Genomic DNA, 25,034 nt, shown 5'->3' on the forward strand with positions numbered 1-25,034 from the left:
CCTACCCCAGAAACCGTTGCATCATACGTTCGAAAACGGCACCGAAAAACCCAAGAAGCTCTGTCCCCTGTGACAGCCTGAACCGCTGGGGATCGACAGATCCCAGCACCAGCATGGCCGGCAACCGCCCCCTGCCCAGATCCAGCGCGATCACCGCCTCCGAGAGGATCTCCCCGACCCTGCCCGATCCACAGGCATGAACAGGGCTTCCCGCCGGAACGACCCTGCGCAGCACGACACGCTCGGGCACAGCCATTCCTGCGGCGCGCATATATTCACCGGCAAAGCCCGGTTCGGCCAGACACAGGACATTCCCCAGATGCCGTAACGCCGGATCAGCCTCGGAGTGATGGGTTTCCAGCACCAGCCGGAGGGTGTCGACCTCCAGAATCTCTGTCACCTCGCCCTGCAGCGCCTCCAGAAACCCGCGAAAACCGGAGGGCTCCGGATGGGAGGGGACCCGATCGAACGGCCCCAGAAGCGCCAGCACCGCACGATGCACCTGAGTGGTGCCGGCAAGGTTGTCATAGGCGGCAGCGATGACCGAGCGATGGGTATCCTCGAGCCGGTCGAGCCGCATCTCGAGCCGCCGCAGCGCCACCGATCGCAGGTCGACAACCCTATCATCCCGCGCGGCTCCGCCCGCCCCGACAAGCACCTGCATCACGGCGGGATCATCCAGAACAAGGTCTGGCTCGGACAGAATTTTCTCGCGTAGAATTTGCGCCAAACCGGCCTGTGTCATCGCAAGCATCCCCAGATTTCAAGACCTTAGGCGAATATATCAAGTTCTTGCTATTTTCCCAAGGGGGCCGTGCAAGACTGTTTCAGGAATATTATCATATATCACCAAAATTGGTTATTTAACCCGAATCCAGAACGGCAAATGATATTTTGGGGTTACTCTCTTCCAAATAACGAGTTACATAAAACAATCATGCTTAGTTATTCTATTGCAGATATCCGGCTCCGCTTGCAGGAGCAGCTTCGGCGGATCGGGGTTTCCATGCGGCAGGCCTCTATCAGGGCTGGAAAATCCCCGGGATATCTCCATTCCGTGCTCAAGGATGGAAACGATCCGACCATCAGCAGCCTAACCGAAATCTGCCACACCAACGGGCTGAACCTGCCTTATATACTGTTCGGTGTGCATATCGATGACGAGGCGGAAACGCTGCTGCGTCTGGCCCAGACACATCCGAACCGCCGTCACGCGCTGATGACATTGCTGGGCGACCCCGCCTTGCCGCAGGATCTGGCCTGAAACCGCCCGAAACTCCGCCCCTGTTCCGGTCTTTCGCACATACCGGCGCAGGAAAAAGGGGCCTTCCGGCCCCCTTCCCACCGATCTTCCTCTTGGAGGATCAGATGATTTTCTGGCCGGTTTTCGCCCAGTCCGCCATAAACTGCTCGAGCCCTTTATCGGTCAGAGGATGCTTGACCATCCCCTTGATCACGGCCGGCGGCGCGGTGATCACATCGGCCCCGATTTTCGCACAATCGGTGATATGGTTGACCGAACGGATCGAGGCCGCGAGGATCTCGGTCTTGAACTCGTAATTGTCATAGACGGTGCGGATGTCTTCGATCAGCTCCAGACCATCAAGGTTGATGTCGTCCAGACGCCCGATGAAGGGCGAGATGAAGGTCGCGCCCGCTTTGGCGGCAAGGATCGCCTGTGCCGCAGTAAAGCACAGCGTGACATTGACCATATGTCCTTCGGATGCGAAAGCCTTACACGCGGTCAGACCGTCCCAGGTCAGCGGAACCTTGATCGCGATATTGGGGGCAATCTTGGCAAGTTTCAGACCTTCTTCGATCATGTCCTTGGCTTCGGTGGCGACCACCTCTGCCGAGACCGGACCGGTGACCATGTCGCAGATCTCTTTGGTCACTTCGAGGATATCGCGCCCCGATTTCATGATCAGCGAGGGGTTGGTGGTCACGCCATCGACCATGCCGAGGTCGTTGAGTTCCTTGATGGCGGCCACATCGGCCGTATCGACGAAGAATTTCATGAGTTTCCTCCAGATGGGCAGGTGCGGCACTGATAGCGCAAAACCTCTGGCCGCGAAAGGGTGGTTGTCGCGCATTCGGGGGGCTCTGCCCCCCTTGGCCTGCGGCCAATTCCCCCCGGGATATTTGGGGCAGCTGGAAAGGGGGGCCGCATGAGCGGGCAGGACTGGTTTACGGACGGGGCACGGGTCTCGGTTCTGACGGCGGAGCCGGTCGGGCGGCCACTGGATTATCTGGCGCCTGAAGGGGGCTGTTGGGCGGGCGCCTTTGTCATGGTGCCTTTGGGGCCGCGCAAGGTCTTGGGCGTTGTCTGGGGGGCGGGCGATGGGGATTTTGCCGCGGCCAAGTTGCGGCGCGTTTTACAGGTGATGGATGTGCAGCCGATGAAGGCAGAGATGCGGCAGTTCCTGATGAGGATGGCTGCCTATACGATGACGCCCCTGCCGCAGGTTTTGCGGCTGGCCACCCGTGCGCCGGGGCTGTTTGACGCGCCGGGGCTGCGCAAGATCTACCGTCTTGGGGCGGGCGAGCCGTCGCGGATGACCGATGCGCGGGCGCGGGTGTTAGAGGTTTTGCGCGACCATGGCGGGGCGGGCTTTCAGTTGGGAGAACTGGCCGCTTTGGCGGGGGTGACGACATCCGTGGTGAAAGGGATGCTGACCTCTGGCGCGGTGGTGGAGGCGGATGTGCCGCGCGATGCGCCCTTTGCGCGGCTTGATCCGTCCTTGCCGGGAAAGGTGCTATCCGAGGCGCAAAGGGCCGCTGTGGCACGGCTGGAGGATGGGTCTGGTGGGTTTGCGCCGGTTTTGCTGAAGGGTGTGACGGGCTCGGGCAAGACGGAAGTTTATCTGGAAGCGGTGGCCGATTGTCTGCGGCAGGGGCGGCAGGCTTTGGTGCTTTTGCCAGAGATTGCCTTGTCATCGGAGTTTCTCGCCCGGGTGGAGGCGCGGTTTGGCGCGAAACCGGGCGAGTGGCATTCGGGCGTGACCCAGACCGAGCGGCGACGGTTGTGGAAGGCCACGGCCTCGGGCGAGGTGCAGATGGTGGCGGGGGCGCGTTCGGCGCTATTTCTGCCCTTCCGCGACTTGGGGCTGATCGTGGTGGATGAGGAGCATGACACCTCCTACAAGCAGGAGGAGGGTGTGTTGTATAACGCCCGCGATATGGCGGTATTGCGGGCATCCCTGTGTGGGGCGCAGGTGGTGCTGGCTTCGGCCACGCCATCGCTCGAGACCTGGGCCAATGCCGAGAGCGGCAAATATGCGCGGGTCGATCTGGGCGCGCGGTTTGGCGCCTCCAAGCTGCCCGAGATGCGGCCCATCGACATGCGCAACGAGAGCATCGAGAGCCAGCACTGGATCGGCCCGACGTTGGTGGGCGCGGTGATCGAGCGGGTGCGCCGTGGCGAGCAGGCGATGCTGTTTCTCAACCGTCGCGGCTATGCGCCGGTGACGATCTGTCGGGCCTGCGGGCATCAGATCGGCTGTGACCATTGCGATGCGCGGATGGTGGAGCATCGTTTCATGAAGCAGCTGGTCTGCCATCAATGCGGCGAGACGAAACCGATCCCCACGCAATGTCCTAATTGCAAGGTCGAGGGCAAGCTGGCGCCCGTTGGCCCCGGTGTCGAGCGTCTGGCCGAGGAGGTGCGCGAGCGTTTCCCCGACAGCCGGATGGCAGTGCTTTCGTCTGATCTCTTCACCACCGCGCGGGCGCTGAAGGAGGCGATTTCTGATATTGCCAATGGCGGGGCGGATATCATCATCGGCACGCAGATCGTGGCCAAGGGGCATAACTTCCCGAAGCTGTCGCTGGTGGGGGTGATTGATGCCGATCTGGGGCTGCAGGGGTCCGACCTGCGCGCCGCCGAGCGGACTTTCCAGCTGATGCGGCAGGTGGCGGGCCGTGCGGGCCGCGCCGAGACCGAGGGGCTGGCGCTTTTGCAGACCTATCAGCCCGAGCATCCGGTGATCCGTGCGATTCTGGGCGGCGATGAGGAAGCCTTCTGGCGCGCCGAGGCCGCCCAGCGTCAGGCGCAGCATGTGCCGCCCTATGGGCGGATGGCGGGGATCATCCTCTCGGGACCGGATCTGAAGCCGCTGTTTGACATTGGCGAGGCGCTTTCGCGCCAGTCGGGGCCTTTGCGCGAGATCGAGGCCACCGTCTATGGCCCTGCCCCCGCCCCTGTGGCACGCGTGCGCGGACGGCACCGCGTGCGGCTGCTGGTGAAGGCCGACAAGCGGGCACCTTTGCAAGCGGCCCTTGCGCGTTGGGTGGCACAGGTGCGCCTGCCCAATAATGTGCGCCTTGCGATCGACATCGACCCGCAAAGCTTCATGTGACGCAGAGTTTCATGTGAAACGGTCCCTTAGCGCCCGCGCGCCTCGGCCAGCAGGCGATAGCTGTCTTCCGGCCCCTTCGGCACGATACGCGGCGGGTTAAGCCGTTTGATCGCGTAATAGCCCGCCTTGATGTGATCCAGATCGACCGTACCGGCCACGCCCGGCTGGTTCAGCATCCGCACCATATGGGCGTAAAGCGCAGGGTAGTCGCGCAGCATCTTCAGGTTGGTCTTGAAGAGCCCGTGATAGGCCACGTCAAAGCGGATCGAGGTGACGAAGATCCGGATATCGGTCTCGGTCAGGCGGTCGCCGTGAAACCACGGGCGGCCATCCGACAACACGGCTTCCATCCGGTCCATCTCGGAGAAAACACCGGCCACGGCCTCGTCATAGGCCGCCTGAGAGCTGGCAAACCCCGCCTTATAGACCCCGTTATTATAGGCGTCATAAATGCGGGCAGATGCCTTGGAGATCTCTGTCTCAAGATCCTCGGGGCGCAGGCACGGGGTCTCGGGGGCAAGCCCTTCGAAGGCTGCGTCGAACATACGGACGATATCGGCGCTCTCGTTATTCACGAGGCTATCGGTCTTCATGTCCCACAGCACCGGAACCGTCGCGCGGCCTGAGTAATGCGGATCGGCGCGGGTGTAGAGCTCGTGCAGATAGCTCGCGCCATGCAGCGGATCGGCCTCCGCCCGCTGGAAGCCGCCAAATTCCCAGCCCTGATCGCCCAAGCGCGGATTGACGACAGTCACCTCGATGAACGCCTCCAGCTTCTTGAGCTTACGGGCCATCAATGTGCGCGAGGCCCAGGGGCAGATATAGGCCACATACAGACGGTAGCGCCCGGCTTCGGCCTTATAGCCGCCCTGCCCCGTGGGACCGGCCGACCCGTCCGGCGTGATCCAGTTGCGAAACCCCGAGACCTGTCGCACGAAGCGTCCCTTATCATCGGATTTCTGCACCGGCTGCCAGTCTTCGGTCCATGTGCCATCAACGAGCATTGGCCATCTCCTTGGCTTTCAGTGTCACCGGCAGCCCCCAAGGGTCCACCAGTGTGGCAGCACCGCCCAGCGCTGCCAGGGCTTTGGCCTCACCGCGCAGGGTCAGCCCTGACAGGCCGGTGGCGGGGCGCGAAACGGCCCCTGCGCCCCGCGAATTCCAGATGTTGGTGGCGATATGGTGGTGATAGCCGCCCCAACCGAAGAACTTCGCTCCCGGATAGTCGTTCATCACCGAAAGCCCCAAACGCTCGCCATAGAAATCCATCGCGGGCACAAGCCCACCCACCTGCAGATGCACATGGCCAATGGTCATCCCCTTGGGGGCGCCAAACCATTTGCCCGAACGCTGGTTGTGCAGATCCTGCAGATCCAGCGGCTCGGTCACCATATGGATCTGGTCTCCCATGCGGATCCACTGATCTCGCGGGCGGTCGACATAGACCTCGACGCCATTGCCCTCGGGATCGGCCAGATAGATCGCCTCGGACACCGAATGGTCGGATGCGCCCTGCAAAGGTGCCCGACGCGCCACCGCATTATCCAGCCAATCGGCAAGCGCACGGCGCGAGGGCATCAGGAAGGCCGTGTGGAACAGCCCCGCCTCGCGGTGGCTGGCCTTGCGGGCCGCACGATCCGCCCGCAACTCGACCAGCACGCGCCCATCCGCGCCATAGCGGGCCACCGTGCCATCCGATGACAGACGCGCCAGACCCAGCACGTTTTCATAGAATGCGCCCACGGATTTCAGGTCGTGGACCGTGAGGGTGACATGGCCGACCTCGATCGGTGCGTCACTCGTTGCCATTTCAAACCTCCTGCCACCCGAGTGGCGTTATAGCTTGCGGGGAAAGCGCCCCCGCAGTCCAAGCTATCAGCGACGGAACAGGCGATGCGTCGGGAACAAGGCAGCCGCGCCATCCCCCAGCAGGGCCATCATGCCCATGACGGCGGCCCACATTACCGGATATTCCCAGCCGCCACCGGCATTGGAGAAGGTGAAGCCATTGGCGATATGGGCGGCCATCGCAGCCCCCAGAAGCAGCGGCACGAAGAGCGCCGAAACGAGACGCGGCAACAGGCCGAAAATCAGGGCCAGACCACCAAAGAACTCCGCCGTCATGGTCAGCAGACCTACCCAGCCCGGCAGGCCGAGGCTCTGGAAGTAGCCGGCGGTGCCTGCGGGGGTGAAGATGAAATATTTGATCAGCCCGTGGGTCACGAACAAAGCCCCCGTCGTCAGGCGAAGCCCCAGAATGCCCAGCGGAGCAAGGCGGCTGGTGGTGTCAGGCTTGGCCGGAGCGGCTGCGTTATCGAGTGCGATATGTGCCATTGTCTTCTCTCCATCATCCGGCAGATCCGCCGGAAGTATTGCGGGCCTTCCGTGCTGGCCCTTTCGATGAAGACACTATGACGTCGATCATTTGCCAATAAAATGATCTATAAAAGGAAACACTATCGCTATTATGTTCTTAAACAACTCCGTTTGATCGCAGCCAGCATCCTTTTGCGGATCAGACCGCTGACCGGCCGGATCAGATACCAATAGGGCGTCAACCGCACCTTGGCCGCACCATCCAGACAGTAGATACGCGTGCGGGTGGTCAGGCGGGGGCGATTGTCGCCCTCAACATGGAAATGCATCACCAGCTTGACAGAACCGGCCCGGTCATAGGCGTGAAGGGCGGCCAGATCGGGCAGCGGGTCCTGACCGTAGCGCGCCTGCCAGAACCGTCCGACCATCCCGAAAACCGCCTCGTCGGGGCCCTGAGCCAAGGGCGTGAAATGCGTCAGATCGAACGGCTTTTGCGCCACGGGCTTGCCCCGCAGGCGCCCGAACAGCCGTGCGGGCAACTCCCTGAGGGTGATGGCCCCACGAATGAAACCGTCCTGTCGGGGATCATAGGCCAGCGCCTCTGCCAGTATCCGCTCGGCAGGGGCCGGAATGGAAACCGAATGGGTTTCCTGAAAATGGAACTCGGGAAGAATGTCATCGATAATCATATGAATCTCCGCTGCGGATTGTATGTTACAATCCACAACGGAACACCGGATTCAAGCGGCGGTTACACCTCGATCGAGCCCACCGAGCCACCATCGACCCGCCAGTTCGCTCCGGTGACAAAGCTCGCCCTTTCCGAGCACAGAAGCGCGATCACGGGAGCGACCTCTTCGGGCTTACCGCGACGCCCCAGCTTCAGGAAGGGACGTTCTTCCTTCAGGAAGCTCTGGATCGCCTCGTCCTTCGACACGCCAAGCTCTTTCGAACGTTTCTCCATCATCCCGTCGGTCATCGGGGTTTCGATGAAAGCAGGGGCCACACAATTCGCCATCACCCCCTTGGAGGAATGCGCCAGCGCAATGGATTTCGAGAAGCTCAGCAGCGCCGATTTCGCACAGTTATAAACGGTTTCATCCGCATAGGGCTGGGCGACATTCTCCGAGGTCACAAAGACCATCCGTCCCCAACCGCCCCTGATCATCGCGGGCCCGATATGGCGGGCCAGACGCACGGCAGACAGGAAGTCGATATTCAGCGCTTCGGCCCAATCCTCTTCCGTCATCTGTAACGGATCGCCCTTGGCCCCCGTCACACCGGTCGCATGAACCCAGATGTCGAAATCGGTGCCGATTGTGTCGATCAGCGTGTCCACCCCTTCGGGTGTCGAAAGATCGGCAGCCACGGCCTTCGCCCCCAGCGGCTCGGCCACGGCATCAAGCTTTTTCTGATCGAGATCGGTCAGGACAAGATCGACCTTTTCCTCGGCCAGAAGCTTGGCGGTCTCGTGCCCCATGCCCCCCGATGCTCCGGTAATCAGCGCGCGCCGTCCCCTGATGTGCAGATCCATGTGCAATTCTCCTGATTGAATGCTGTCGACGGGCCAACGCCCCCGCCCCCGCCCGCTGTTCCAAGAGAGCCGATCACGCGCCCGCGAGGCCGCCCGCAAGAATACGTAGCGAGGGCGCGTAGCAATGACCTCGAAAACAAGGCTTGCGAAAGAGGCGAAGATTTTCTATATGCCCCCTTGAGAGGTTGGCGCGGGCGAGCGCCTCGCCAACCCGGTCAGGTCCGGAAGGAAGCAGCCGCAACGAGCCCCGCTTGGGTCGCTGTCCAGCCTCTCACCTCTTCCCCCACAGCTTCAGTTTCTCTTCAGGTCCATCACCGAAGGTGCCGCCAGATGTCGGCGGCGCAAGGATCAGCTGATATTTGCGTGAAGGCGCAAATTTATCAGACAGAATATAGCCCGTCCGCCGTTGAAGCATAACAAGACGAATAAGTTAGTGGACCGGGCCGTATGACGCAAAGACTGAAAATCACTCGCGCGAAGCTGATATCTCTTGCAGGTATCCTCCTGATCGCGGCAGGCGTTTTTGCGTGGTTCCACAGCCATAGCAATGCCGCTCAGGAGAGCGAGGTGCAGACCGTGACCGTCGCGCGCGCCAATGTGCAGAAGACGGTTCTGGCGACGGGGCTTATCGAAGCGGATGATCTGGTTTCGGTCGGGGCGCGGACCTCGGGGCAGATCGAGACGCTGGCGGTGGAGATCGGCGATACGGTCAAGTCCGGTGATCTGATCGCCCAGATCGACAGTCTCGAACAGCAGAACACGGTGGCGCAGGCCAAGGCCGATCTGGACGAGATCGATGCAGAGATCACCTCGAAGGAAGCCGAGATCAAGGTGGCGCAACTGGATGTCACGCGCCAGACGGGGCTGAATTCGCAAAAGCTCTCGGCCACCTCCGATCTGGAAACCGCGCAGGCCACGCTGGATATGGCCAAGGCGGGGCTGGTCTCGTTGCAGGCACAACGCGCCCGTGCGGTGATCGAGGTCTCCTCTGCCGAACTGGATCTGGACCGTACCAAGATCACCGCGCCGATTGACGGAACGGTGGTCGCCATCGTCAATGGCGAGGGCACCACGGTGAATGCCAGTCAGGATGCGCCGACAATCGTCAAGCTGGCCAAGCTCGACAAGATGCAGATCAAGGCCGAGATCTCCGAAGCCGATGTGATCAATGTCAAAGCGGGCCAGAAGGTCGAGTTCTCGCTGCTGGGCGATCCGGACAAAACCTATTCGGCCACGCTCGACAAGGTCGAACCGGCCCCCTCGTCGATCGAGGATGACGACGATATCGATACCGATAGCGCGATCTATTACGATGCCCTTTTCACCGTCGACAATCCCGACGGTCTGCTGCGGATCGGCATGTCGGCCAATGTCACGATCATCATTGACGAAGCCGATGACGCGCTGACCCTGCCGGTTTCCGCCCTGCCGCCAAAAGGGCCGGATGGCAAATACCGCGTGCAGGTCATTGGCGCGAATGACAAGCACGAGATGCGCGCGATCACGGTCGGGCTGGAGAACTCGACCACGGCGGCCATCACCGACGGCCTCTCCGAAGGTGACAAGGTCGTGCAGATGACCGCGCCCACCGGCCCGCCCCCTTCGGACAATTCGCAGCGGCGCGGCGGTCCTGGCGGTGGCCCGCCGATGATGGGCATGTGAGGCACAGACCATGGCATTGATCGAAATTTCCAATATCCGCCGCGCCTTCGCGGCAGGCGATCAGGAAGTGACCGTTCTGCATGATATCGACCTCAGCATCGAGGCGGGCGAAATGGTGGCGATCATCGGGCAGTCCGGCTCGGGGAAATCGACCCTGATGAACATTCTGGGCTGCCTCGACCGTCCGAATGGCGGCAGCTACCGGTTTGACGGTGCCGAAGTCGGCCAGATGTCGGATGAGGAACTGGCCGAACTTCGCCGCGCGCATTTCGGCTTCATCTTCCAGCGCTACCAGTTGATGCCCGAACTGGATGCCGTGGAAAATGCCGAGATCCCTGCTGTTTACCGTGGCATGTCACGTGGCGCACGGCGCCAGCGGGCACAGGATCTGCTGACACGGCTGGGGCTTGGCGACAGGCTCGGCAACCGCCCCGGCGCACTGTCGGGCGGGCAGCAACAACGGGTCTCGGTGGCCCGCGCCCTGATGAATGGCGGCGAGGTGATCCTTGCTGACGAACCGACCGGCGCCCTGGACAGCCAGTCCGGCAAGGACCTGATGGCGCTCTTGCAGGAACTGCATGCCGAGGGTCATACCGTCATCATCGTGACCCACGATCCCGAAATCGCGGCCCAGACCGAGCGGGTGATCGAAATCCGTGACGGGTGCATCATCGACGACACCCGCAAGGCCCCGCTGCGCCAAAGCACAAGGATGACACCGCCGCATGAGGGCGCAGGCGGCATCAGCGTCTGGCTCGACCGGCTGCGCGAGGCCGCCCGCATGGCGATGAAATCCATCGCCGCCCATAAGCTGCGGTCCTTCCTGACCATGCTGGGCATCATCATCGGCATCACCTCGGTGGTCTCGGTGGTGGCTTTGGGCAATGGCTCGCAACAGAAGGTGCTGGAAAACATCGCCTCTATCGGCACCTCGACCATCTCGATCCGTCCGGGCACGGGCTTTGGCGACAGGCGTGCCAATCGGGTGGAAACACTGGTGGGCGGCGATGCCACGGCGCTGGAAAGCCTGTCGCTGGCACAAAGCGTATCGCCGGAAGTTTCGGAAACGGCCAATGTCCTGCATGGCAATGTGACGGCCTCCGCCTCGGTCAACGGGGTAACGGCGGGCTATTTCGACTTGGGCGCCTATAAGGTGACCAAGGGGGCGGTGTTTGACGAAAGCGATGTCACCAACCGCACGCAGGTCGCGGTGCTGGACACGGACGCCGCCGAGACCTTCTTTGGCACCGACAACCCCATCGGCCAGCGCGTGCTGATCGGGCGCATCCCGCTGCAGGTGATCGGTGTGGTGGAAAGTTCGGGCGCAAGTTTCGGACCGCAATCGATCAAGATTTTCACCCCCTACACCACAATGATGGTGCGGGTGACCGGCGCCGACACGGTGGATTCGATCACCGTTCAGGTCAATGACGGCTACGATATGGATCAGGCCGAAACCGAGATCAGCAACCTTCTGGAACAGCGCCACGGCACGGTGGACTTCTTCCTGACCAACTCGGACACGATCCGCGAAACGATCCAGTCCACCTCGAAGACGCTGACCTATCTGATCTCGGCCATCGCGGTGATCTCGCTGATCGTGGGCGGGATCGGGGTGATGAACATCATGCTGGTCTCGGTCACCGAGCGCACCAAGGAGATCGGCATCCGTAAAGCGGTGGGCGCGCGACGGTCCGATATTACCGCGCAATTCTTGATCGAAGCGGTGATGGTCTGCATATTAGGCGGGGCGCTGGGGGTCGGGCTGGCCTTTGCCATTGGCGAAGTTATCGGCATTCTCTCACCCAGCACGCGGCTGGTCTATTCGGGCACGACCATTGCTGCGGCCTTCACCTCGGCCACGCTGATCGGGATCATCTTCGGCTACCTGCCTGCCCGCTCGGCCTCGCGGCTGGATCCGGTGGTGGCGCTTGCCCGAGAGTGAGTGATCACACCTTGCCCGCGGGCGGCCCAATCCCTAGATTGGCGCCAACCAAAGGAGAGGCCATGACAGACGCGATGGGAACCGACGCCCCCGAGAAAGGCGGCTATCAGGTTCTGGCCCGCAAATACCGCCCCGCCACCTTTGCCGATCTGATCGGTCAGGAGGCGATGGTGCGCACCCTCAAGAATGCCTTTGCGGCGGACCGGATCGCGCATGCTTTCGTCATGACGGGCATCCGGGGTGTGGGCAAAACCACCACCGCGCGGATCATCGCCAAGGGGCTCAACTGTATCGGGCCGGATGGCAAGGGCGGCCCTACGACCGAGCCTTGCGGGGTCTGCGAGCATTGCCGCGCCATCGCGGAAGGCCGCCATGTCGATGTGATGGAGATGGACGCAGCGTCCCGCACCGGCGTCGATGATATCCGCGAGATCATCGAAAGCGTCCATTACCGCGCGGCCTCGGCCCGCTACAAAGTCTATATCATCGACGAAGTCCACATGCTGTCCACCAATGCCTTCAACGCGCTGTTGAAGACGCTGGAAGAGCCGCCCGCGCATGTGAAATTCATCTTTGCCACCACCGAGATCCGCAAGGTTCCGGTGACGGTGCTCTCGCGCTGCCAGCGGTTTGACCTGCGCCGGATCGAGCCGGAGGTGATGATCGACTATCTCTCCAAGGTCGCGGCCAAGGAGAACGCCCAGATCAATGCCGATGCGCTGGCGCTGATTGCGCGGGCGGCAGAGGGCTCGGCGCGGGATGCGATGTCGCTGATGGATCAGGCCATCTCGCATGGGGCGGGCGAGACCACCGCCGATCAGGTCCGTGCGATGCTGGGTCTGGCCGACCGTGGTCGCGTGCTTGATCTGTTCGACATGATCCTGAAAGGCGATGCCGCAGGCGCGCTGACCGAGATCGCGGGCCAATATGCCGATGGTGCCGACCCGATGGCCATTCTGCGCGATCTGGCCGAGATCACCCATTGGGTCTCGGTCATCAAGATCACGCCGGATGCCGCCGAAGACCCGACCATCCCGCCGGACGAGCGCGACCGCGGCATGGGCATGGCCGAGAAGATCCCGATGCGGGTGCTGACCCGCCTGTGGCAGATGCTGCTGAAGGCCATCGAAGAGGTCTCTTCCGCGCCCAATGCCATGATGGCCGCCGAGATGGCGGTGATCCGTGTGACCCATGTGGCCGACCTCCCCGACCCCGAGGCGCTTTTGCGCCGCATTCAGGATGGGCCGGGTGTGACCCCGCCCAGCGGTGGCGGCGGTGCGCCTGCGGGTGGCCCCTCTGGCAGCACGGGCGGTATGGGTGGCCCTGCCCCCGCGGCAGGCCCCGTGCATGGCCCCATCATGTCGGGCGAGGGTCAGGTCATGGCGATCGACCCCTATGCCACCACGATGCGCGCGCGCTTTGGTCAGCCCATCGTCGCGGCGGGCAATCTGGCCGTGGCTCAGCAGCCCTCGGCAGAAGAGGCGCTGGCGCGGTTTGACAGCTTCGAGAAGGTCGTGGACCTCATCCGCCGGATGCGCGACATGACGCTTTTGCTGGATGTCGAAACCGGGCTGCGCCTTGTGCGCTACCGTCCCGGCCTAATCGAGTTCCAGCCCGCCGAGCGTGCTCCGAAATCGCTGGCCGCCCATCTGGCGCAGCGGCTTCAGAACTGGACGGGTCAGCGCTGGGGCGTTTCGGTCGTCAATGAGGGCGGCGGGGAAACCATCGCCGAGATGCGCGACGCCGACCGGCGCATCGCCGAGAAGGCCGCAATGGATAACCCCCTTGTGCAGGCGATCTTTGCCGCATTCGAGGGCGTGAAATTCGAGAAAATCATCTCGTCGGAAGAAATCGCGCAGGAGATGGAAGACACCGTCCTGCACGAGGTCGAAGACGAATGGGACCCTTTCGAGGATCATTGATCCCCGAGATCACTTCAGGAGATTACCCTATGTTCAAAGGTTTGGGCGGTCTTGGCGATATGGCCAAGATGATGAAACAGGCGAAGGAAATGCAGGAACGCGTTCAGGGCCTGCAAGAAGAGATGCAGAAGATCGAGGTCACCGGCGAATCCGGCATGGGTCTGGTGAAGGCGCGTGCGGCGGTCTCGGGCGATCTGCTGGGGCTGGATATCGACCCCTCGATCCTTGTGGCCTCGGAGAAAGAGGTCGTCGAAGATCTGATCCTTGCCGCGATCAAGGATGCGCAATCGCGCGCCAAGGCCCGCGCTCAGGAAGAGCAGAAGAAGATGCTGCAGGATATGGGTCTACCGGCCGATATGAACCTGCCGATCTGACCTGATGGCCGGACCCCGCGACGAAATCGAGGCGCTGATTGCGCTGATGTCCCGCCTGCCGGGGTTGGGGCCACGCTCTGCGCGGCGTGCGGTGCTGCATATGCTCACGCGGCGCGAGGGGCTGATGGCCCCTCTGGCGCGCGCGATGGGCGAGGTGGCCGCCCATGCCCGCGAATGCTCTGTCTGCGGCAATATCGGAACGGCCGAGATCTGCGAGATCTGCGCCGACCCCCGCCGCGCCACGGGCGAGATCTGCGTCGTGGAAAGCGTGGCCGATCTTTGGGCGATGGAACGCGGTCAGGCCTTCAAGGGCCGCTATCATGTGCTGGGCGGCACGCTTTCGGCGCTGGATAGTATCGGCCCCGAAGAATTGGGCATCCCCAAGCTGATCGACCGCACTGGCGCCGAGGGTGTGACCGAGGTGATCTTGGCGCTCAATGCCACGATCGAGGGGCAGACCACCGCCCATTACATCGCCGAGGCGCTTGAGGCGCAGGAGATCAACGTCAGTACTCTGGCCCAAGGGGTGCCGATTGGCGGCGAGCTTGACTACCTTGACGATGGCACCATCGGCGCGGCCCTGCGCGCGCGGCGGAAGTTCTAGATGCCGGTCTCGCCCGATATCGAGCTGTTCCTGCGCGAACAGCTTGAGGGCCGCGTGCATACGAAGCGGATGTTTGGCGGCTATGGCGTCTATACGGATGTGAAATGCGTGGCGTTTTTGCTCAATGACGCGCTGTTCCTGCGCCCGCTGCCTGAAATCCGCGCCTATATCGAGGGCACGGGGCATGATCTTGTCATGGATGGCCCGGTGAAAGGCGCGAAAAGCTATTACCGGATCGACCCCGACCTATGGGAGGATGGCGACTGGCTGATGGGGCTGATCCGCACCGCCCATGAGGTGATCCCCGCCCCCAAACCCAAGGCGAAACCCAAGGCGAAACCCAAGAAGACGCGCCGCGAATCAGGCAAGGATTGAACCGCCCCGCATTCCCGCGTATCACCGGAGCTGCCCCCAACCGCCACAAGAGGTGAAGATGAACCGGCTCTATCACATGACGCTATCGCCCTATTGCCGCAAGGTGCGCCTGACGCTTGCGGAAAAGCGCATGGAGGTCGAGCTGGTCGAAGAGCGCTATTGGGAGAAATCGCCCGAATTCATGCGCCGCAACCCTGCTGGCAAAGTGCCGATCCTGCGCTATGAGGGCATGCTGATGACCGAGAGTCAGGCCATCTGCGAGTTCCTTGACGAAATCGCCCCCGAGCCGCGCCTGCTGCCGCAAGACCCGATGGGGCGCTATGAAGTGCGCCGGTTGTGCAGTTGGTTCGACGACAAGTTCAACGAAGAGGTCAGCGGGCCGATCATGAACGAGCGCGTCTGGAAGAAGGTCCGCAAGGAAGGCTATCCCGACAGCCGCACGGTCAAGGGGGGCTTGGCCGCGATCAAATATCATATCGATTACATGGACTGGCTTCTGAATGAGCGCCGCTGGCTGGCTGGCGACATGATGTCTCTGGCCGATTTCACCGCCGCCGCCCATCTGAGCTGTCTGGACTATATCTCGGATGTAGATTGGAACCGCTCGCGCAATGTGAAGGACTGGTACGCGAAGATCAAATCGCGCCCTGCCTTCCGCTCGCTTCTGGCCGATCAGCTTCCGGGGATGCGGCCCAGCCCGCAATATGCCGAGCTTGACTTCTGATCCTCTCGTTGCCCTCAAGGCGCGCCTGAACGCACAGGCGCTGGCCGAGGGGTTTTCCAAGATGGGCGTCACCCGCCCCGACGCCATCCCCGAGGCCATGAGCCGTCTGCGCGCCTTTGTCGAGGCGGGCTATCACGGCGATATGGGCTGGATGGAAGAGCGGATGCAGTGGCGCGGCGCCCCCGATGCGCTTTGGCCAGAGGCGCGGTCGGTCATCATGCTGGCCGAGACCTACACCCCCGATCACGACCCGCTAGAGGTTCTGAACCACCCCGAACAGGGCGGGATTTCCGTCTATGCGCAGGGCAAGGATTACCATGATCTGGTGAAAAAGCGGCTCAAGCGCTTGGGGCGCTGGCTGATGGACGAGGCGGCAAAGCAGGGCATCGACCCGCAGATCAAGGTCTTCGTCGATACGGCTCCTGTGATGGAGAAACCGCTTGCGCAGGCGGCGGGTCTGGGCTGGCAGGGCAAACATACCAACCTTCTGGGGCGCGATCTGGGGTCGTGGTTCTTTCTGGGGGCGATCTTCACCACGATCCCCCTTGCGCCCGATGCGCCTGACAGCAGCCATTGCGGGTCTTGCCGCGCCTGTCTGGATGCCTGCCCGACAAAGGCCTTTCCCGCGCCCTACCAACTGGATGCGCGGCGCTGCGTGTCCTATCTGACGATCGAACATAAGGGCCCCGTGCCGGAAGATCTGCGTGCCATGATGGGCAACCGGATCTATGGCTGCGACGACTGCCTTGCCGCCTGCCCGTGGAACAAATTCGCGGCAGACGCGCGCGAGATGCGCTATCATGGCTCCCATCGCGCCCCTGATCTGGCAGAACTGGCGGCCCTTGATGATGCAGCCTTCCGCGAACGGTTCTCGGGCTCGCCCATCAAAAGGATCGGGCGCAACCGGATGGTGCGCAATGTGCTTTACGCAATGGGAAACTCCGGCCAGAGCACATTTATTAGGCAAGCCAGCGCCCTGACGCAGGACCCCGATGAAACTGTGGCGGATGCGGCCAGTTGGGCATTGGAGCGGCTTACCAAGCCATGCTAGCCAAGCTTAGCATCCGAAGGACAGACCCCCATGCCCGACACACCTGACGCGCCGCCCTCCGCCCTGACAGGGATCTTGCTGAAGCTCGGATCGGTGCTGGCCTTCATCGTGATGTCCTCGCTGATCAAGGCCGCCGCCGATGAGGTGCCCGCCGGTGAAACGGTCTTCTTCCGGTCGTTCTTCGCGATTCCGGTGATCGTCGGCTGGCTGGCGCTACGCGGGCAGTTGCGCGTGGGCTTTCAGGTGGCCAGCCCGATGGGCCATTTCTGGCGCGGGATCGCGGGCACCGCCGCCATGGCGCTGAACTTTGCGGGGCTTGGCCTTCTGCCCCTTCCCGAACTGACCGCCATCACCTATGCAACCCCGCTTCTGGTGGTCATTCTGGCCGCGATGTTTCTGGGGGAAGAGGTCCGGCTGTTCCGCCTGAGCACGGTCGGGCTGGGGCTGGTGGGGGTGCTGATCGTGCTCTATCCCAATCTGGGCCATGTGGGAGACACCTCCGACAGGCAGGCGCTCGGGGCGATGATGGCGCTGACGGGGGCACTCTGCGCCGCCCTCGCGCAAGTGTTCATCCGCAAGATCGTGCATACCGAGCGCACCTCGGCCATCGTCTTCTGGTTCACCATCACCTCGACGCTGCTTTCCCTGATCACCCTGCCCTTTGGCTGGGTCATACCCAGCCCCACCAATACCGCGCTGCTGATCGTGGCGGGGCTTCTGGGCGGTGTGGGGCAGATCCTGCTGACCTCGGCCTACCGTTTTGCGCCCGCCTCTATTGTGGCACCTTTCGATTATGCCTCGATGCTCTTCGCGCTGATCATCGGCTTTGTGTTCTTTGCCGAAATTCCGACCACCCTGACACTGGCCGGAGCCGCCGTGATCATCTTTGCCGGTATCCTCATCATCTGGCGCGAACGGCAGCTGGGGCTACAACGCGACCGCCAGCGCAAGGCCCAGACCCCGCAGGGATAAGGCCAAAGATGGTTTCCCTCTGATCAAGCAAGATTAAAAATAATTCCGGTGCGGACCTATTCCATGCTATGCTCTTGTCGGGGAAGGAGGACCCTCACATGACAAAGCATATTCTTGACCGCGCTCCGAACCGGAGCGATGACAGCCGTTACCGCCGGTTTCTGAAAATCGACCATGATGGCCAGATGGCACGCAATACCCGCGCCCTGCTGCAACGCCCGCGCAAATCCAGCGACCAGCCAAGGCTGAGCCACTTCCTGCGGATCGAACATGAAGGCCTCGGGTCTGTCTAAGCCGCTGCTGCCGAACAAAGCCAAAAGGCGCACTGCCAGAGTGCGCCTTTTCTGTTATGCCCCGCAGACCCTAGCGGCGCACCAAAGCCTCGTAGCCCTCCGACAGCGCCCGCGCCATCGGGCCGACGGTAAAGGTAATATCGCCGATCTGCGCCACCGGCGTGACCTCTGCCGCCGTGCCCGTCAGGAAACATTCCTCGAACGAGGCAAGCTCCAGCGGATTGATCCGGCGCTCATGCACCACAATCCCCTTCTCGCGCGCCATCCCGATAATGGTCTGACGGGTCAGCCCGTTGAGGAAGCAATCGGCCAGCGGCGTGTGGATCTCGCCATTCCTGACGAAAAAGATATTGGCCCCCGTGGCTTCGGCCACATTGCCGCGCCAGTCGAGAAACAGCGCATCCGAACAGCCCTTCGCCTCGGCGGCATGTTTGGACATGGTGCAGATCATATAAAGCCCCGAGGCTTTGGCCTGCACCGGAATGGTCCGCGGGTCGGGACGCGCCCATTTCGCGATATCGAGCCTGGCGCCGTCCCATTTGGCCTCGCCGTAATAGCTGCCCCATTCCCACGCGATCACCGCCAGTTGCACCGGATTACGGGCCGCCGACACGCCCATATCCAGACCCGCGCCCCGAAAGGCCACCGCCCGCACGTAAGCATCGCTCCAGCCATTGGCCGCAAGCACGGCATATTTGGCCGCGTCGATTTCTTCGGGCGTATAGGGGATCTCCATATCGATCAGGCGGCCCGACTGGATCAGCCGTTCCGAATGTTCGCGGCATTTGAAGATCGTGCCGTTATAACAGCGCTCCCCTTCGAAAACCGAAGAGGCATAATGCATGGCGTGGCTCAGGATATGCACCTTCGCCTCGCGCCACTCGACCAGCTGGCCGTCTACCCAAATCTTGCCATCGCGATCATCATATGCAGCAGCCATACCAGCCTCCTTTTTAAATGTTGCAAAATTACGTCCAAATCGGCCATAAAATTACAGAAACGATGAGAATTCGCTAGCAATCGATTCTTGGAAAGTCAACATCGTTGACGTAAACTCGTCAAAAATGAGGTGAGACATGGCGGAAATCGGATCTCAGGGCGGCGAGACCCTGCTGTTTCTGACCGACGAGCAATTGCGCAAAGGGATCGAGGCGATGTTTTTCGCCTATCGTGCCTTCACGGCAGATCCCGACCGGATTCTGGACAAACATGGCTATGGCCGCGCCCATCACCGTGCGCTGCATTTCATCAACCGCCAACCGGGCCTGACGGTGACCGCGCTGCTGTCGGTTCTAGGGGTGACCAAACAATCGCTCAACCGTGTGCTACGCACCCTGATCGAGGACGGGCTTGTTGATAACCGCGTGGGCCGCAAGGACAAGCGCGAGCGGCATCTGTACCTGACCGACACGGGCTCGGCGCTGGAACGCGAGATTTCGGATGCGCAGCGCACCCGAATGCGCGCCGCCTACCGGCAGGCAGGGCCTCAGGCTGTGCAGGGGTTCCGGCAGGTGCTGGAGGCGATGATGGATCACGACTTGCAAAAGCAGTTCCAGACCATGAAAGACAATAGCTGATGGCCTATGATCCCGCAGCCCCGCATCTTCTGATCGTCGATGATGACGAACGCATCCGCTCTCTGCTGCGCAAGTTCCTGATGCGGAACGGGTTTATCGTGACTACGGCACGCGATGCCGCGCATGCGCGCAGGCTGCTGGACGGGCTGGAGTTCAACCTGATCGTGCTGGATGTCATGATGCCCGGCGAAGACGGGATCAGCCTGACGATCGACCTGCACAAAAAGATCCGCACTCCGGTTCTGCTGCTGACAGCGCGCAGCGAGACGCGCGACCGCATCGAGGGGCTGGAGGCGGGGGCCGATGACTATCTGGCCAAACCGTTCGAGCCGCGCGAATTGCTGTTACGGATCAATGCGATCTTGCGGCGGGTGCCGGCAGAGACCTCGGCGGGGCCGAAATTCCTGCATCTGGGCGGGCTTCGCTATGATCAGGACCGTGGCGAGCTGTGGGATGGCGAGGAAATCGTTCGCCTGACAGCCACCGAGATGGCTCTGATGAAAATCTTTGCCGCCCATCCGGGCGATGTTGTCTCGCGCGCGGATCTGATTGACGAGCTGTCGCGCGACCGTCCCGCCTCAGACGAGACCTCGGGCGACCGTGCCATTGACGTGCAGATCACCCGCCTGCGCCGCAAGCTGGAACGCGACCCGAAAGAGCCACGCTATCTGCAAACCGTGCGCGGCCTGGGCTATATGCTGACGCCCGACTAGACGCGGCCCGTCCGGCTGTGACCGCAAAACCGTGCCGACACGGTCTTCACATTTGCTTGACCTATATCAATGCGGCCCGCTCCCTTGCCTGTGTATCGGATGCTATAAGGCGGAACTTTATGTTCCAGTCTAAGGGCATCGGTCTGTTTTCCCGTGTCCGCATGACAGGAGAGGATCGGGCGCTTACGCCTTTCTTCTTCCGGTCGGGTCGGCGGACAGGCAGAAAACAGGCACAGCACAGTCTAGGCAAGGGAGAGGAACGCGTGTCCCACTCAGACGAACAAAAAGGTACCCGGAGGGACTTCCTTTATTTTGCAACCGCCAGTACGGGGGCAGTGGCCGCCGGTGCGGCGGCTTGGCCATTGATCAACCAGATGAACCCCTCGGCGGATGTGCAGGCCATGTCCTCGATTTTCGTCGATATCTCGGGGGTCGAACAGGGCACCCAGATCACGGTGAAATGGCGGGGCAAACCGGTTTTCATCCGCCGCCGCACGGCAGACGAGATCTCGGCGGGTCGCGCTGTGCCGCTGAACGACCTGATCGACCATTCTGCCGAAAACGCCAATAAACCCGGCGCCGATGCGGCAGATGAGAACCGCACGCTGGATGAGGCCGGAGAATGGCTGGTGATGATGGGCGTGTGCACCCATCTGGGCTGCGTTCCGATCGGCAATGCCTCGGGCGATTTCGGCGGTTGGTACTGCCCCTGCCACGGCTCGCATTACGATACCGCAGGCCGTATCCGCAAAGGCCCCGCCCCGCGCAATCTCGATATTCCGGTGGCCAAGTTCACCGATGACACAACCATTCAACTGGGCTGAGGGAGGAACCTATGTCCGGCATTCCCCATGATCATTACGAACCCAAATCGGGGTTCGAGAAATGGTTACATTCTCGCCTGCCCATCGTTGGACTGGTCTATGACACCATCATGATTCCCACCCCCAAGAACCTGAACTGGTGGTGGATCTGGGGGATTGTTCTGGCCTTCTGTCTGGTGCTGCAGATTGTGACCGGCATTATTCTGGCGATGCATTACACGCCGCATATCAGCCTCGCTTTCGCCAGCGTGGAACATATCATGCGCGATGTGAATGGCGGCTATTTCATCCGCTATCTGCATGCCAACGGTGCCTCGCTCTTCTTCTTCGCGGTCTATTTGCATATCTTCCGCGGCCTCTATTACGGGTCCTACAAAGCGCCCCGCGAGGTAACGTGGATCATCGGCATGATCATCTATCTGTGCATGATGGGCACGGCCTTCATGGGCTATGTGCTGCCCTGGGGGCAGATGTCCTTCTGGGGGGCCACGGTGATCACCGGCCTGTTCGGCGCGATCCCCGGGATCGGCCCGTCCATCCAGGAATGGCTGCTTGGCGGACCGGCGGTCGATAACGCGACGCTCAACCGCTTCTTCTCGCTGCACTATCTGCTGCCCTTCGTGATTGCCGCCCTTGTAGCGCTGCATATCTGGGCCTTCCATACCACCGGCAACAACAATCCCACCGGGGTCGAAGTGCGTCGCACCTCGAAAGAAGACGCCAAGAAAGACACCCTGCCCTTCTGGCCCTATTTCGTGATCAAGGATCTCTTCGCGCTGGCACTGGTTCTGCTGATTTTCTTCGCGGTTGTCGCGTTCATGCCGAACTATCTGGGCCACCCCGATAACTATATCGAGGCCAATGCGCTGGCGACGCCCGCCCATATCGTGCCCGAATGGTATTTCCTGCCCTTCTACGCCATCCTGCGCGCCTTCACCGCCGATGTCTGGGTGGTGATGCTGGTGAACTGGCTGACCATGGGCTTCATCGACGCCAAGTTCTTCGGGGTGATCGCCATGTTCGGCTCGATCATCGTGATGGTGCTGGCGCCGTGGCTCGATACCTCGAAGATGCGCTCGGGCATGTTCCGGCCCGCCTTCAAATTCTGGTTCTGGCTGCTGGCCATCGACTTCGTGGTGCTGACTTGGGTGGGGGCAATGCCGACCGACGGGATCTACCCCTATATCTCGCTCATCGGGGCCACCTACTGGTTCGCCTATTTCCTCGTGATCCTTCCGGTGCTGGGCCGTATCGAGAAAACGACGCTTCCCCCCGCCACCATCGAGGATGACTTCAACGCCCATTACGGCCCTGATGCCGCGGAAAGGGGCCTGTAAGATGAAAACCCTTCTGATCTCTGCCATCGCTGCCTTGGGGCTTAGCTTTGGCGCGGCCAATGCCAATGAGGGCGGCCATGTCACCGATATCGCCTTCAGCTTCGAAGGACCGTTCGGCAAATATGACCAGCAACAGCTGCGTCGCGGTTTTCAGGTCTATCGCGAGGTCTGCTCGGCCTGTCACGGGCTAAAATATGTGGCGCTGCGCACGCTCTCCGACAAGGACGGGCTGGGAATGAACCCCGATTGGGTGCGCGCTTATGCCGCCGAAATGTCGATCTACGACCCCGAACTCGACGATGAACGCCCGCGCAAGGAAACCGACCATTTCCCGACCGTGGTGGATGCCGGCGCACCGGATCTGTCGCTGATCGCGAAATCGCGGGCGGGCTTCCACGGGCCCTACGGCACCGGTATCGCACAATTCGTGCAAGGTATGGGCGGACCGGAATATATCTATTCGCTGCTGACCAGCTATACCGGAGAAGAAACCGAAACCGCCGGCAATGTGCTTTATGAAAACCACGTCTTCTCGACGGGTTATCTGCAAATGCCGCCGCCGCTTTCGGACGATCTGATCGAATACGAGGACGGCACGCCCGCCACGACCCAGCAGATGGCCAAGGATGTCGCGGCCTTCCTGATGTGGGCCGCCGAACCCAAGCTGGTGGATCGCAAGGAGTGGGGCTTTGTGGCGGTGCTGCTGCTGTCACTGCTGACCGTGCTGCTCTACCTGACGAACAAGCGGCTCTGGGCACCGTTCAAAGACCGGTTCCGTCATGATGACTACAAAGAGAATATTCCGGACTAGAACCGGCCTCTTCTTGAAACGCGCCCTTCGGGGCGCGTTTTCCTTTGCGATAGAATGCGCTAGCTTGGGGCAAAAGAGGATCACATGCCCGACACCCAACGCCACGAGCTTCACCGCACCGCCCGCCTTTGCGTCCTGATCGATGCCGATAATATGCCCCACGCCCATGCCGAAGCGATTTTTGAAGAGATTTCGGGCTTGGGCGAGGCCAGCGTGCGCCGGATCTATGGCGACTGGTCAGCCCAACGACTGGGCGGCTGGGCCAAGAAGGCCAATGTTCTGGGGCTGGTCGCGGACCAGCAATTTGCCAATACCAAGGGCAAGAATGCCTCGGATATCGCGCTGGTGATTGCCGCGATGGATTTCCTGCATTCGGGGCGGTTCGACGGGTTCGTGCTGGTATCCTCGGATAGCGATTTCACCCGCCTTGCCCAGCGTATCCGCGAACAGGGGCTAGATGTGTTCGGCATCGGCGAGAAAAAGACCCCCGAGGCCTTCCGCAATGCCTGCAAACGCTTCATCTATGTCGAGAATCTGGGCGAGACCGCATCCCCCGAGCCCACCGATGTCACCCCCCGTCTCGCCCCCGTCGAAAAACTGGGCGCCAAGGAGGCCATTCCGTTGATTGCCGCTGCGATCAAACGGATCGGGCTGGAAGAGGAGTGGTATTCCCTTGGCCAGATCGGTCAGTTCATCACACAGGCCAATCCCGATTTCGACACCCGCACCTATGGCGCAGCCAAGCTGTCGGATCTGATCCGCCAGACGGGCCGCTTCGAGGTGCGCAAGGGCGAAGGGAACCACATTCAGGTGCGCGACCGCGCTTAGGAGGCGCCGCCCTCTGTCTGGCAATGACATTTGGTGCCATAGCGCGCCATGAACATCGCCACGGCCTCCTTGACGGTGCGCTGGCGGCAGTCTTCGGTCAGCATCTCCGGCAGGCCGAAGACGATCTTGGCATGCAGATTGGCCTTGCACAGTTCCAGAAACTGCTCGGCGGCAAAGTCGAAATCCTCGATCTTCAACTCGCCGCGTTCCGCGCCGCGGCGCATAAGGCCCACTAGCTTGTCGCAGACAACGACATGGCCGGTGGCGTAGAACTGCCGTCCGACCTCGGGAAAACGCTCGGCTTCGGCCACGCAGATCCGGAAGATATCCCGCCCGAAATCAGAGAAAATATAGGTTGTCAGCTTTTCTGCCGCCCCTGTCAGGACCACCTCGATCGGCGCGTCCATCGCCTCCATCGGAGACATGCTGGATTGCGCCTGCATGGCACATTCCTGCTGGGCGAAAACCATAAATAACAAGCGCTTGTCAGGAACATAGCTGTAAAGGGTCGCCTTGGAGACCCCTGCCTCGCGGGCGATGTCATCCACCGAGGCTCCCTCGAACCCGTCCCGCAAGAACACCTTGCGCGCCCCTTCGAGCACCTGATCGAATTTCCGCCCTCGGCGGATACATGTTTCCATGGCAGGCTGTTTCGGAGAATGCGTCATCAAAGTCCCCTTCTTTCCATCATGATAGACAGAACGGTTCAGAAGGGGAAGCGGGTCCCTTCAACGGGCAAGAAAAGCCATCCGCCGCCGTGTCTCCAAAGCCTATCATGCCGGCGCGATAGGCCACCGCCCGACCCACATCCTGC

At 61.6% G+C, this 25,034-nt stretch carries 27 protein-coding genes and 1 other RNA gene; 19 read left to right on the forward strand and 9 right to left on the reverse strand.

All coding sequences use genetic code 11. The features are described from left to right. Nucleotide 1: 1 nt before the first annotated feature. Complete coding sequence (locus WDB88_RS00280; RefSeq protein WP_339108228.1) at nucleotides 2–745, reverse strand: DUF484 family protein; 744 nt, start codon at nucleotides 743–745, stop codon at nucleotides 2–4. Nucleotides 746–1,057: 312 nt separating this feature from the next. Here WDB88_RS00280 and WDB88_RS00285 point away from each other — a divergent pair, with 312 nt between their 5' ends. Next, nucleotides 1,058–1,264 carry a hypothetical protein gene (locus WDB88_RS00285; RefSeq protein ID WP_339108229.1) on the forward strand — a complete coding sequence of 69 codons (207 nt, stop codon included), beginning with the start codon at nucleotides 1,058–1,060 and terminating at the stop codon, nucleotides 1,262–1,264. Nucleotides 1,265–1,364: 100 nt separating this feature from the next. On the opposite strand, the gene fsa is transcribed toward WDB88_RS00285, so the two are convergent. Continuing rightward, nucleotides 1,365–2,018 carry a fructose-6-phosphate aldolase gene (fsa, locus tag WDB88_RS00290; RefSeq protein WP_339108230.1) on the reverse strand — a complete coding sequence of 218 codons (654 nt, stop codon included), beginning with the start codon at nucleotides 2,016–2,018 and terminating at the stop codon, nucleotides 1,365–1,367. Between the two features lie 150 nt (nucleotides 2,019–2,168). Here fsa and WDB88_RS00295 point away from each other — a divergent pair, with 150 nt between their 5' ends. Next, nucleotides 2,169–4,358 (forward strand): primosomal protein N', encoded by a 2,190-nt coding sequence (locus tag WDB88_RS00295; RefSeq protein ID WP_339108231.1) that lies wholly within the window; start codon nucleotides 2,169–2,171, stop codon nucleotides 4,356–4,358. Between the two features lie 26 nt (nucleotides 4,359–4,384). On the opposite strand, the gene WDB88_RS00300 is transcribed toward WDB88_RS00295, so the two are convergent. From WDB88_RS00300 to WDB88_RS00320, 5 genes are all read right to left on the reverse strand, one after another. After that, nucleotides 4,385–5,362: a glutathione S-transferase C-terminal domain-containing protein gene (locus WDB88_RS00300; RefSeq protein WP_339108232.1), complete on the reverse strand. Its 978-nt coding sequence runs from the start codon at nucleotides 5,360–5,362 to the stop codon at nucleotides 4,385–4,387. Then, the gene (locus WDB88_RS00305; RefSeq protein ID WP_339108233.1) at nucleotides 5,352–6,167 is read right to left on the reverse strand and encodes a VOC family protein; all 816 of its coding nucleotides are present in this window, start codon (nucleotides 6,165–6,167) and stop codon (nucleotides 5,352–5,354) included. Before WDB88_RS00305 ends, WDB88_RS00300 begins: the two co-directional genes overlap by 11 nt. A gap of 66 nt (nucleotides 6,168–6,233) precedes the next feature. Next, a complete protein-coding gene (locus tag WDB88_RS00310) occupies nucleotides 6,234–6,692 on the reverse strand; it encodes a DoxX family protein (RefSeq protein WP_339108234.1) in 459 nt (152 codons plus the stop codon). A 131-nt stretch (nucleotides 6,693–6,823) separates the two neighbouring features. Beyond that, on the reverse strand, nucleotides 6,824–7,363 hold the full coding sequence (locus tag WDB88_RS00315) for a hypothetical protein (RefSeq protein WP_339108235.1): 540 nt from the start codon (nucleotides 7,361–7,363) through the stop codon (nucleotides 6,824–6,826). Nucleotides 7,364–7,425: 62 nt separating this feature from the next. Then, nucleotides 7,426–8,208 carry an SDR family oxidoreductase gene (locus WDB88_RS00320; protein ID WP_339108236.1) on the reverse strand — a complete coding sequence of 261 codons (783 nt, stop codon included), beginning with the start codon at nucleotides 8,206–8,208 and terminating at the stop codon, nucleotides 7,426–7,428. A 178-nt stretch (nucleotides 8,209–8,386) separates the two neighbouring features. Between WDB88_RS00320 and ffs the strand changes: the two genes are divergently transcribed. The 11 genes from ffs (at nucleotide 8,387) to WDB88_RS00375 (ending at nucleotide 18,130) form a co-directional block, all read left to right on the forward strand. Then, nucleotides 8,387–8,485: signal recognition particle sRNA small type (gene ffs / locus WDB88_RS00325), an RNA gene on the forward strand. A 170-nt stretch (nucleotides 8,486–8,655) separates the two neighbouring features. Continuing rightward, complete coding sequence (locus WDB88_RS00330) at nucleotides 8,656–9,870, forward strand: efflux RND transporter periplasmic adaptor subunit (protein ID WP_339108237.1); 1,215 nt, start codon at nucleotides 8,656–8,658, stop codon at nucleotides 9,868–9,870. Between the two features lie 10 nt (nucleotides 9,871–9,880). Beyond that, complete coding sequence (locus WDB88_RS00335; protein ID WP_339108238.1) at nucleotides 9,881–11,815, forward strand: MacB family efflux pump subunit; 1,935 nt, start codon at nucleotides 9,881–9,883, stop codon at nucleotides 11,813–11,815. Nucleotides 11,816–11,877: 62 nt separating this feature from the next. After that, the gene (locus WDB88_RS00340) at nucleotides 11,878–13,737 is read left to right on the forward strand and encodes a DNA polymerase III subunit gamma/tau (protein ID WP_339108239.1); all 1,860 of its coding nucleotides are present in this window, start codon (nucleotides 11,878–11,880) and stop codon (nucleotides 13,735–13,737) included. Between the two features lie 29 nt (nucleotides 13,738–13,766). Beyond that, a complete protein-coding gene (locus tag WDB88_RS00345; RefSeq protein WP_339108240.1) occupies nucleotides 13,767–14,111 on the forward strand; it encodes a YbaB/EbfC family nucleoid-associated protein in 345 nt (114 codons plus the stop codon). A gap of 4 nt (nucleotides 14,112–14,115) precedes the next feature. Then, complete coding sequence (gene recR, locus WDB88_RS00350) at nucleotides 14,116–14,715, forward strand: recombination mediator RecR (RefSeq protein WP_339108241.1); 600 nt, start codon at nucleotides 14,116–14,118, stop codon at nucleotides 14,713–14,715. Next, nucleotides 14,716–15,090: a TfoX/Sxy family protein gene (locus WDB88_RS00355; protein WP_339108242.1), complete on the forward strand. Its 375-nt coding sequence runs from the start codon at nucleotides 14,716–14,718 to the stop codon at nucleotides 15,088–15,090. Between the two features lie 58 nt (nucleotides 15,091–15,148). Beyond that, nucleotides 15,149–15,814: a glutathione S-transferase family protein gene (locus tag WDB88_RS00360; protein ID WP_339108243.1), complete on the forward strand. Its 666-nt coding sequence runs from the start codon at nucleotides 15,149–15,151 to the stop codon at nucleotides 15,812–15,814. Next, nucleotides 15,795–16,865: a tRNA epoxyqueuosine(34) reductase QueG gene (gene queG / locus WDB88_RS00365; protein WP_339108244.1), complete on the forward strand. Its 1,071-nt coding sequence runs from the start codon at nucleotides 15,795–15,797 to the stop codon at nucleotides 16,863–16,865. Before WDB88_RS00360 ends, queG begins: the two co-directional genes overlap by 20 nt. Before the next feature lie 30 nt (nucleotides 16,866–16,895). Further along, nucleotides 16,896–17,837, forward strand: coding sequence for a DMT family transporter (locus tag WDB88_RS00370; protein WP_339108245.1), 942 nt, complete (start codon nucleotides 16,896–16,898; stop codon nucleotides 17,835–17,837). Between the two features lie 98 nt (nucleotides 17,838–17,935). Beyond that, nucleotides 17,936–18,130, forward strand: a complete 195-nt coding sequence (locus WDB88_RS00375; RefSeq protein ID WP_339108246.1) for a hypothetical protein — start codon at nucleotides 17,936–17,938, stop codon at nucleotides 18,128–18,130. Nucleotides 18,131–18,200: 70 nt separating this feature from the next. Here WDB88_RS00375 and WDB88_RS00380 read toward each other — a convergent pair whose 3' ends face one another. After that, entirely contained in the window at nucleotides 18,201–19,070 is an 870-nt protein-coding gene (locus WDB88_RS00380; RefSeq protein WP_339108247.1) for a branched-chain amino acid aminotransferase, read from the reverse strand. 136 nt (nucleotides 19,071–19,206) lie between these two features. Here WDB88_RS00380 and WDB88_RS00385 point away from each other — a divergent pair, with 136 nt between their 5' ends. The 6 genes from WDB88_RS00385 to WDB88_RS00410 all read left to right on the forward strand — a co-directional run bounded on the left by WDB88_RS00385 (nucleotide 19,207) and on the right by WDB88_RS00410 (nucleotide 24,220). Next, a complete protein-coding gene (locus tag WDB88_RS00385; protein ID WP_339108248.1) occupies nucleotides 19,207–19,707 on the forward strand; it encodes a MarR family transcriptional regulator in 501 nt (166 codons plus the stop codon). Continuing rightward, entirely contained in the window at nucleotides 19,707–20,420 is a 714-nt protein-coding gene (locus WDB88_RS00390; protein WP_339108249.1) for a response regulator transcription factor, read from the forward strand. Before WDB88_RS00385 ends, WDB88_RS00390 begins: the two co-directional genes overlap by 1 nt. Before the next feature lie 263 nt (nucleotides 20,421–20,683). After that, on the forward strand, nucleotides 20,684–21,244 hold the full coding sequence (petA, locus tag WDB88_RS00395) for a ubiquinol-cytochrome c reductase iron-sulfur subunit (protein ID WP_339108250.1): 561 nt from the start codon (nucleotides 20,684–20,686) through the stop codon (nucleotides 21,242–21,244). Between the two features lie 11 nt (nucleotides 21,245–21,255). Continuing rightward, a complete protein-coding gene (petB, locus tag WDB88_RS00400) occupies nucleotides 21,256–22,581 on the forward strand; it encodes a cytochrome b (RefSeq protein WP_339108251.1) in 1,326 nt (441 codons plus the stop codon). A 1-nt stretch (nucleotide 22,582) separates the two neighbouring features. Continuing rightward, nucleotides 22,583–23,392 carry a cytochrome c1 gene (locus WDB88_RS00405; protein WP_339108252.1) on the forward strand — a complete coding sequence of 270 codons (810 nt, stop codon included), beginning with the start codon at nucleotides 22,583–22,585 and terminating at the stop codon, nucleotides 23,390–23,392. Nucleotides 23,393–23,476: 84 nt separating this feature from the next. Then, a complete protein-coding gene (locus WDB88_RS00410; protein ID WP_339108253.1) occupies nucleotides 23,477–24,220 on the forward strand; it encodes an NYN domain-containing protein in 744 nt (247 codons plus the stop codon). Here the strand turns inward: WDB88_RS00410 and WDB88_RS00415 are convergent. Beyond that, nucleotides 24,217–24,888: a TetR/AcrR family transcriptional regulator gene (locus WDB88_RS00415; RefSeq protein WP_339108254.1), complete on the reverse strand. Its 672-nt coding sequence runs from the start codon at nucleotides 24,886–24,888 to the stop codon at nucleotides 24,217–24,219. The genes WDB88_RS00410 and WDB88_RS00415 overlap by 4 nt on opposite strands. Between the last annotated feature and the right edge of the window lie 146 nt (nucleotides 24,889–25,034).

Source organism: Thioclava sp. GXIMD4216 (assembly GCF_037949285.1).
Taxonomy (GTDB): domain Bacteria; phylum Pseudomonadota; class Alphaproteobacteria; order Rhodobacterales; family Rhodobacteraceae; genus Thioclava; species Thioclava litoralis.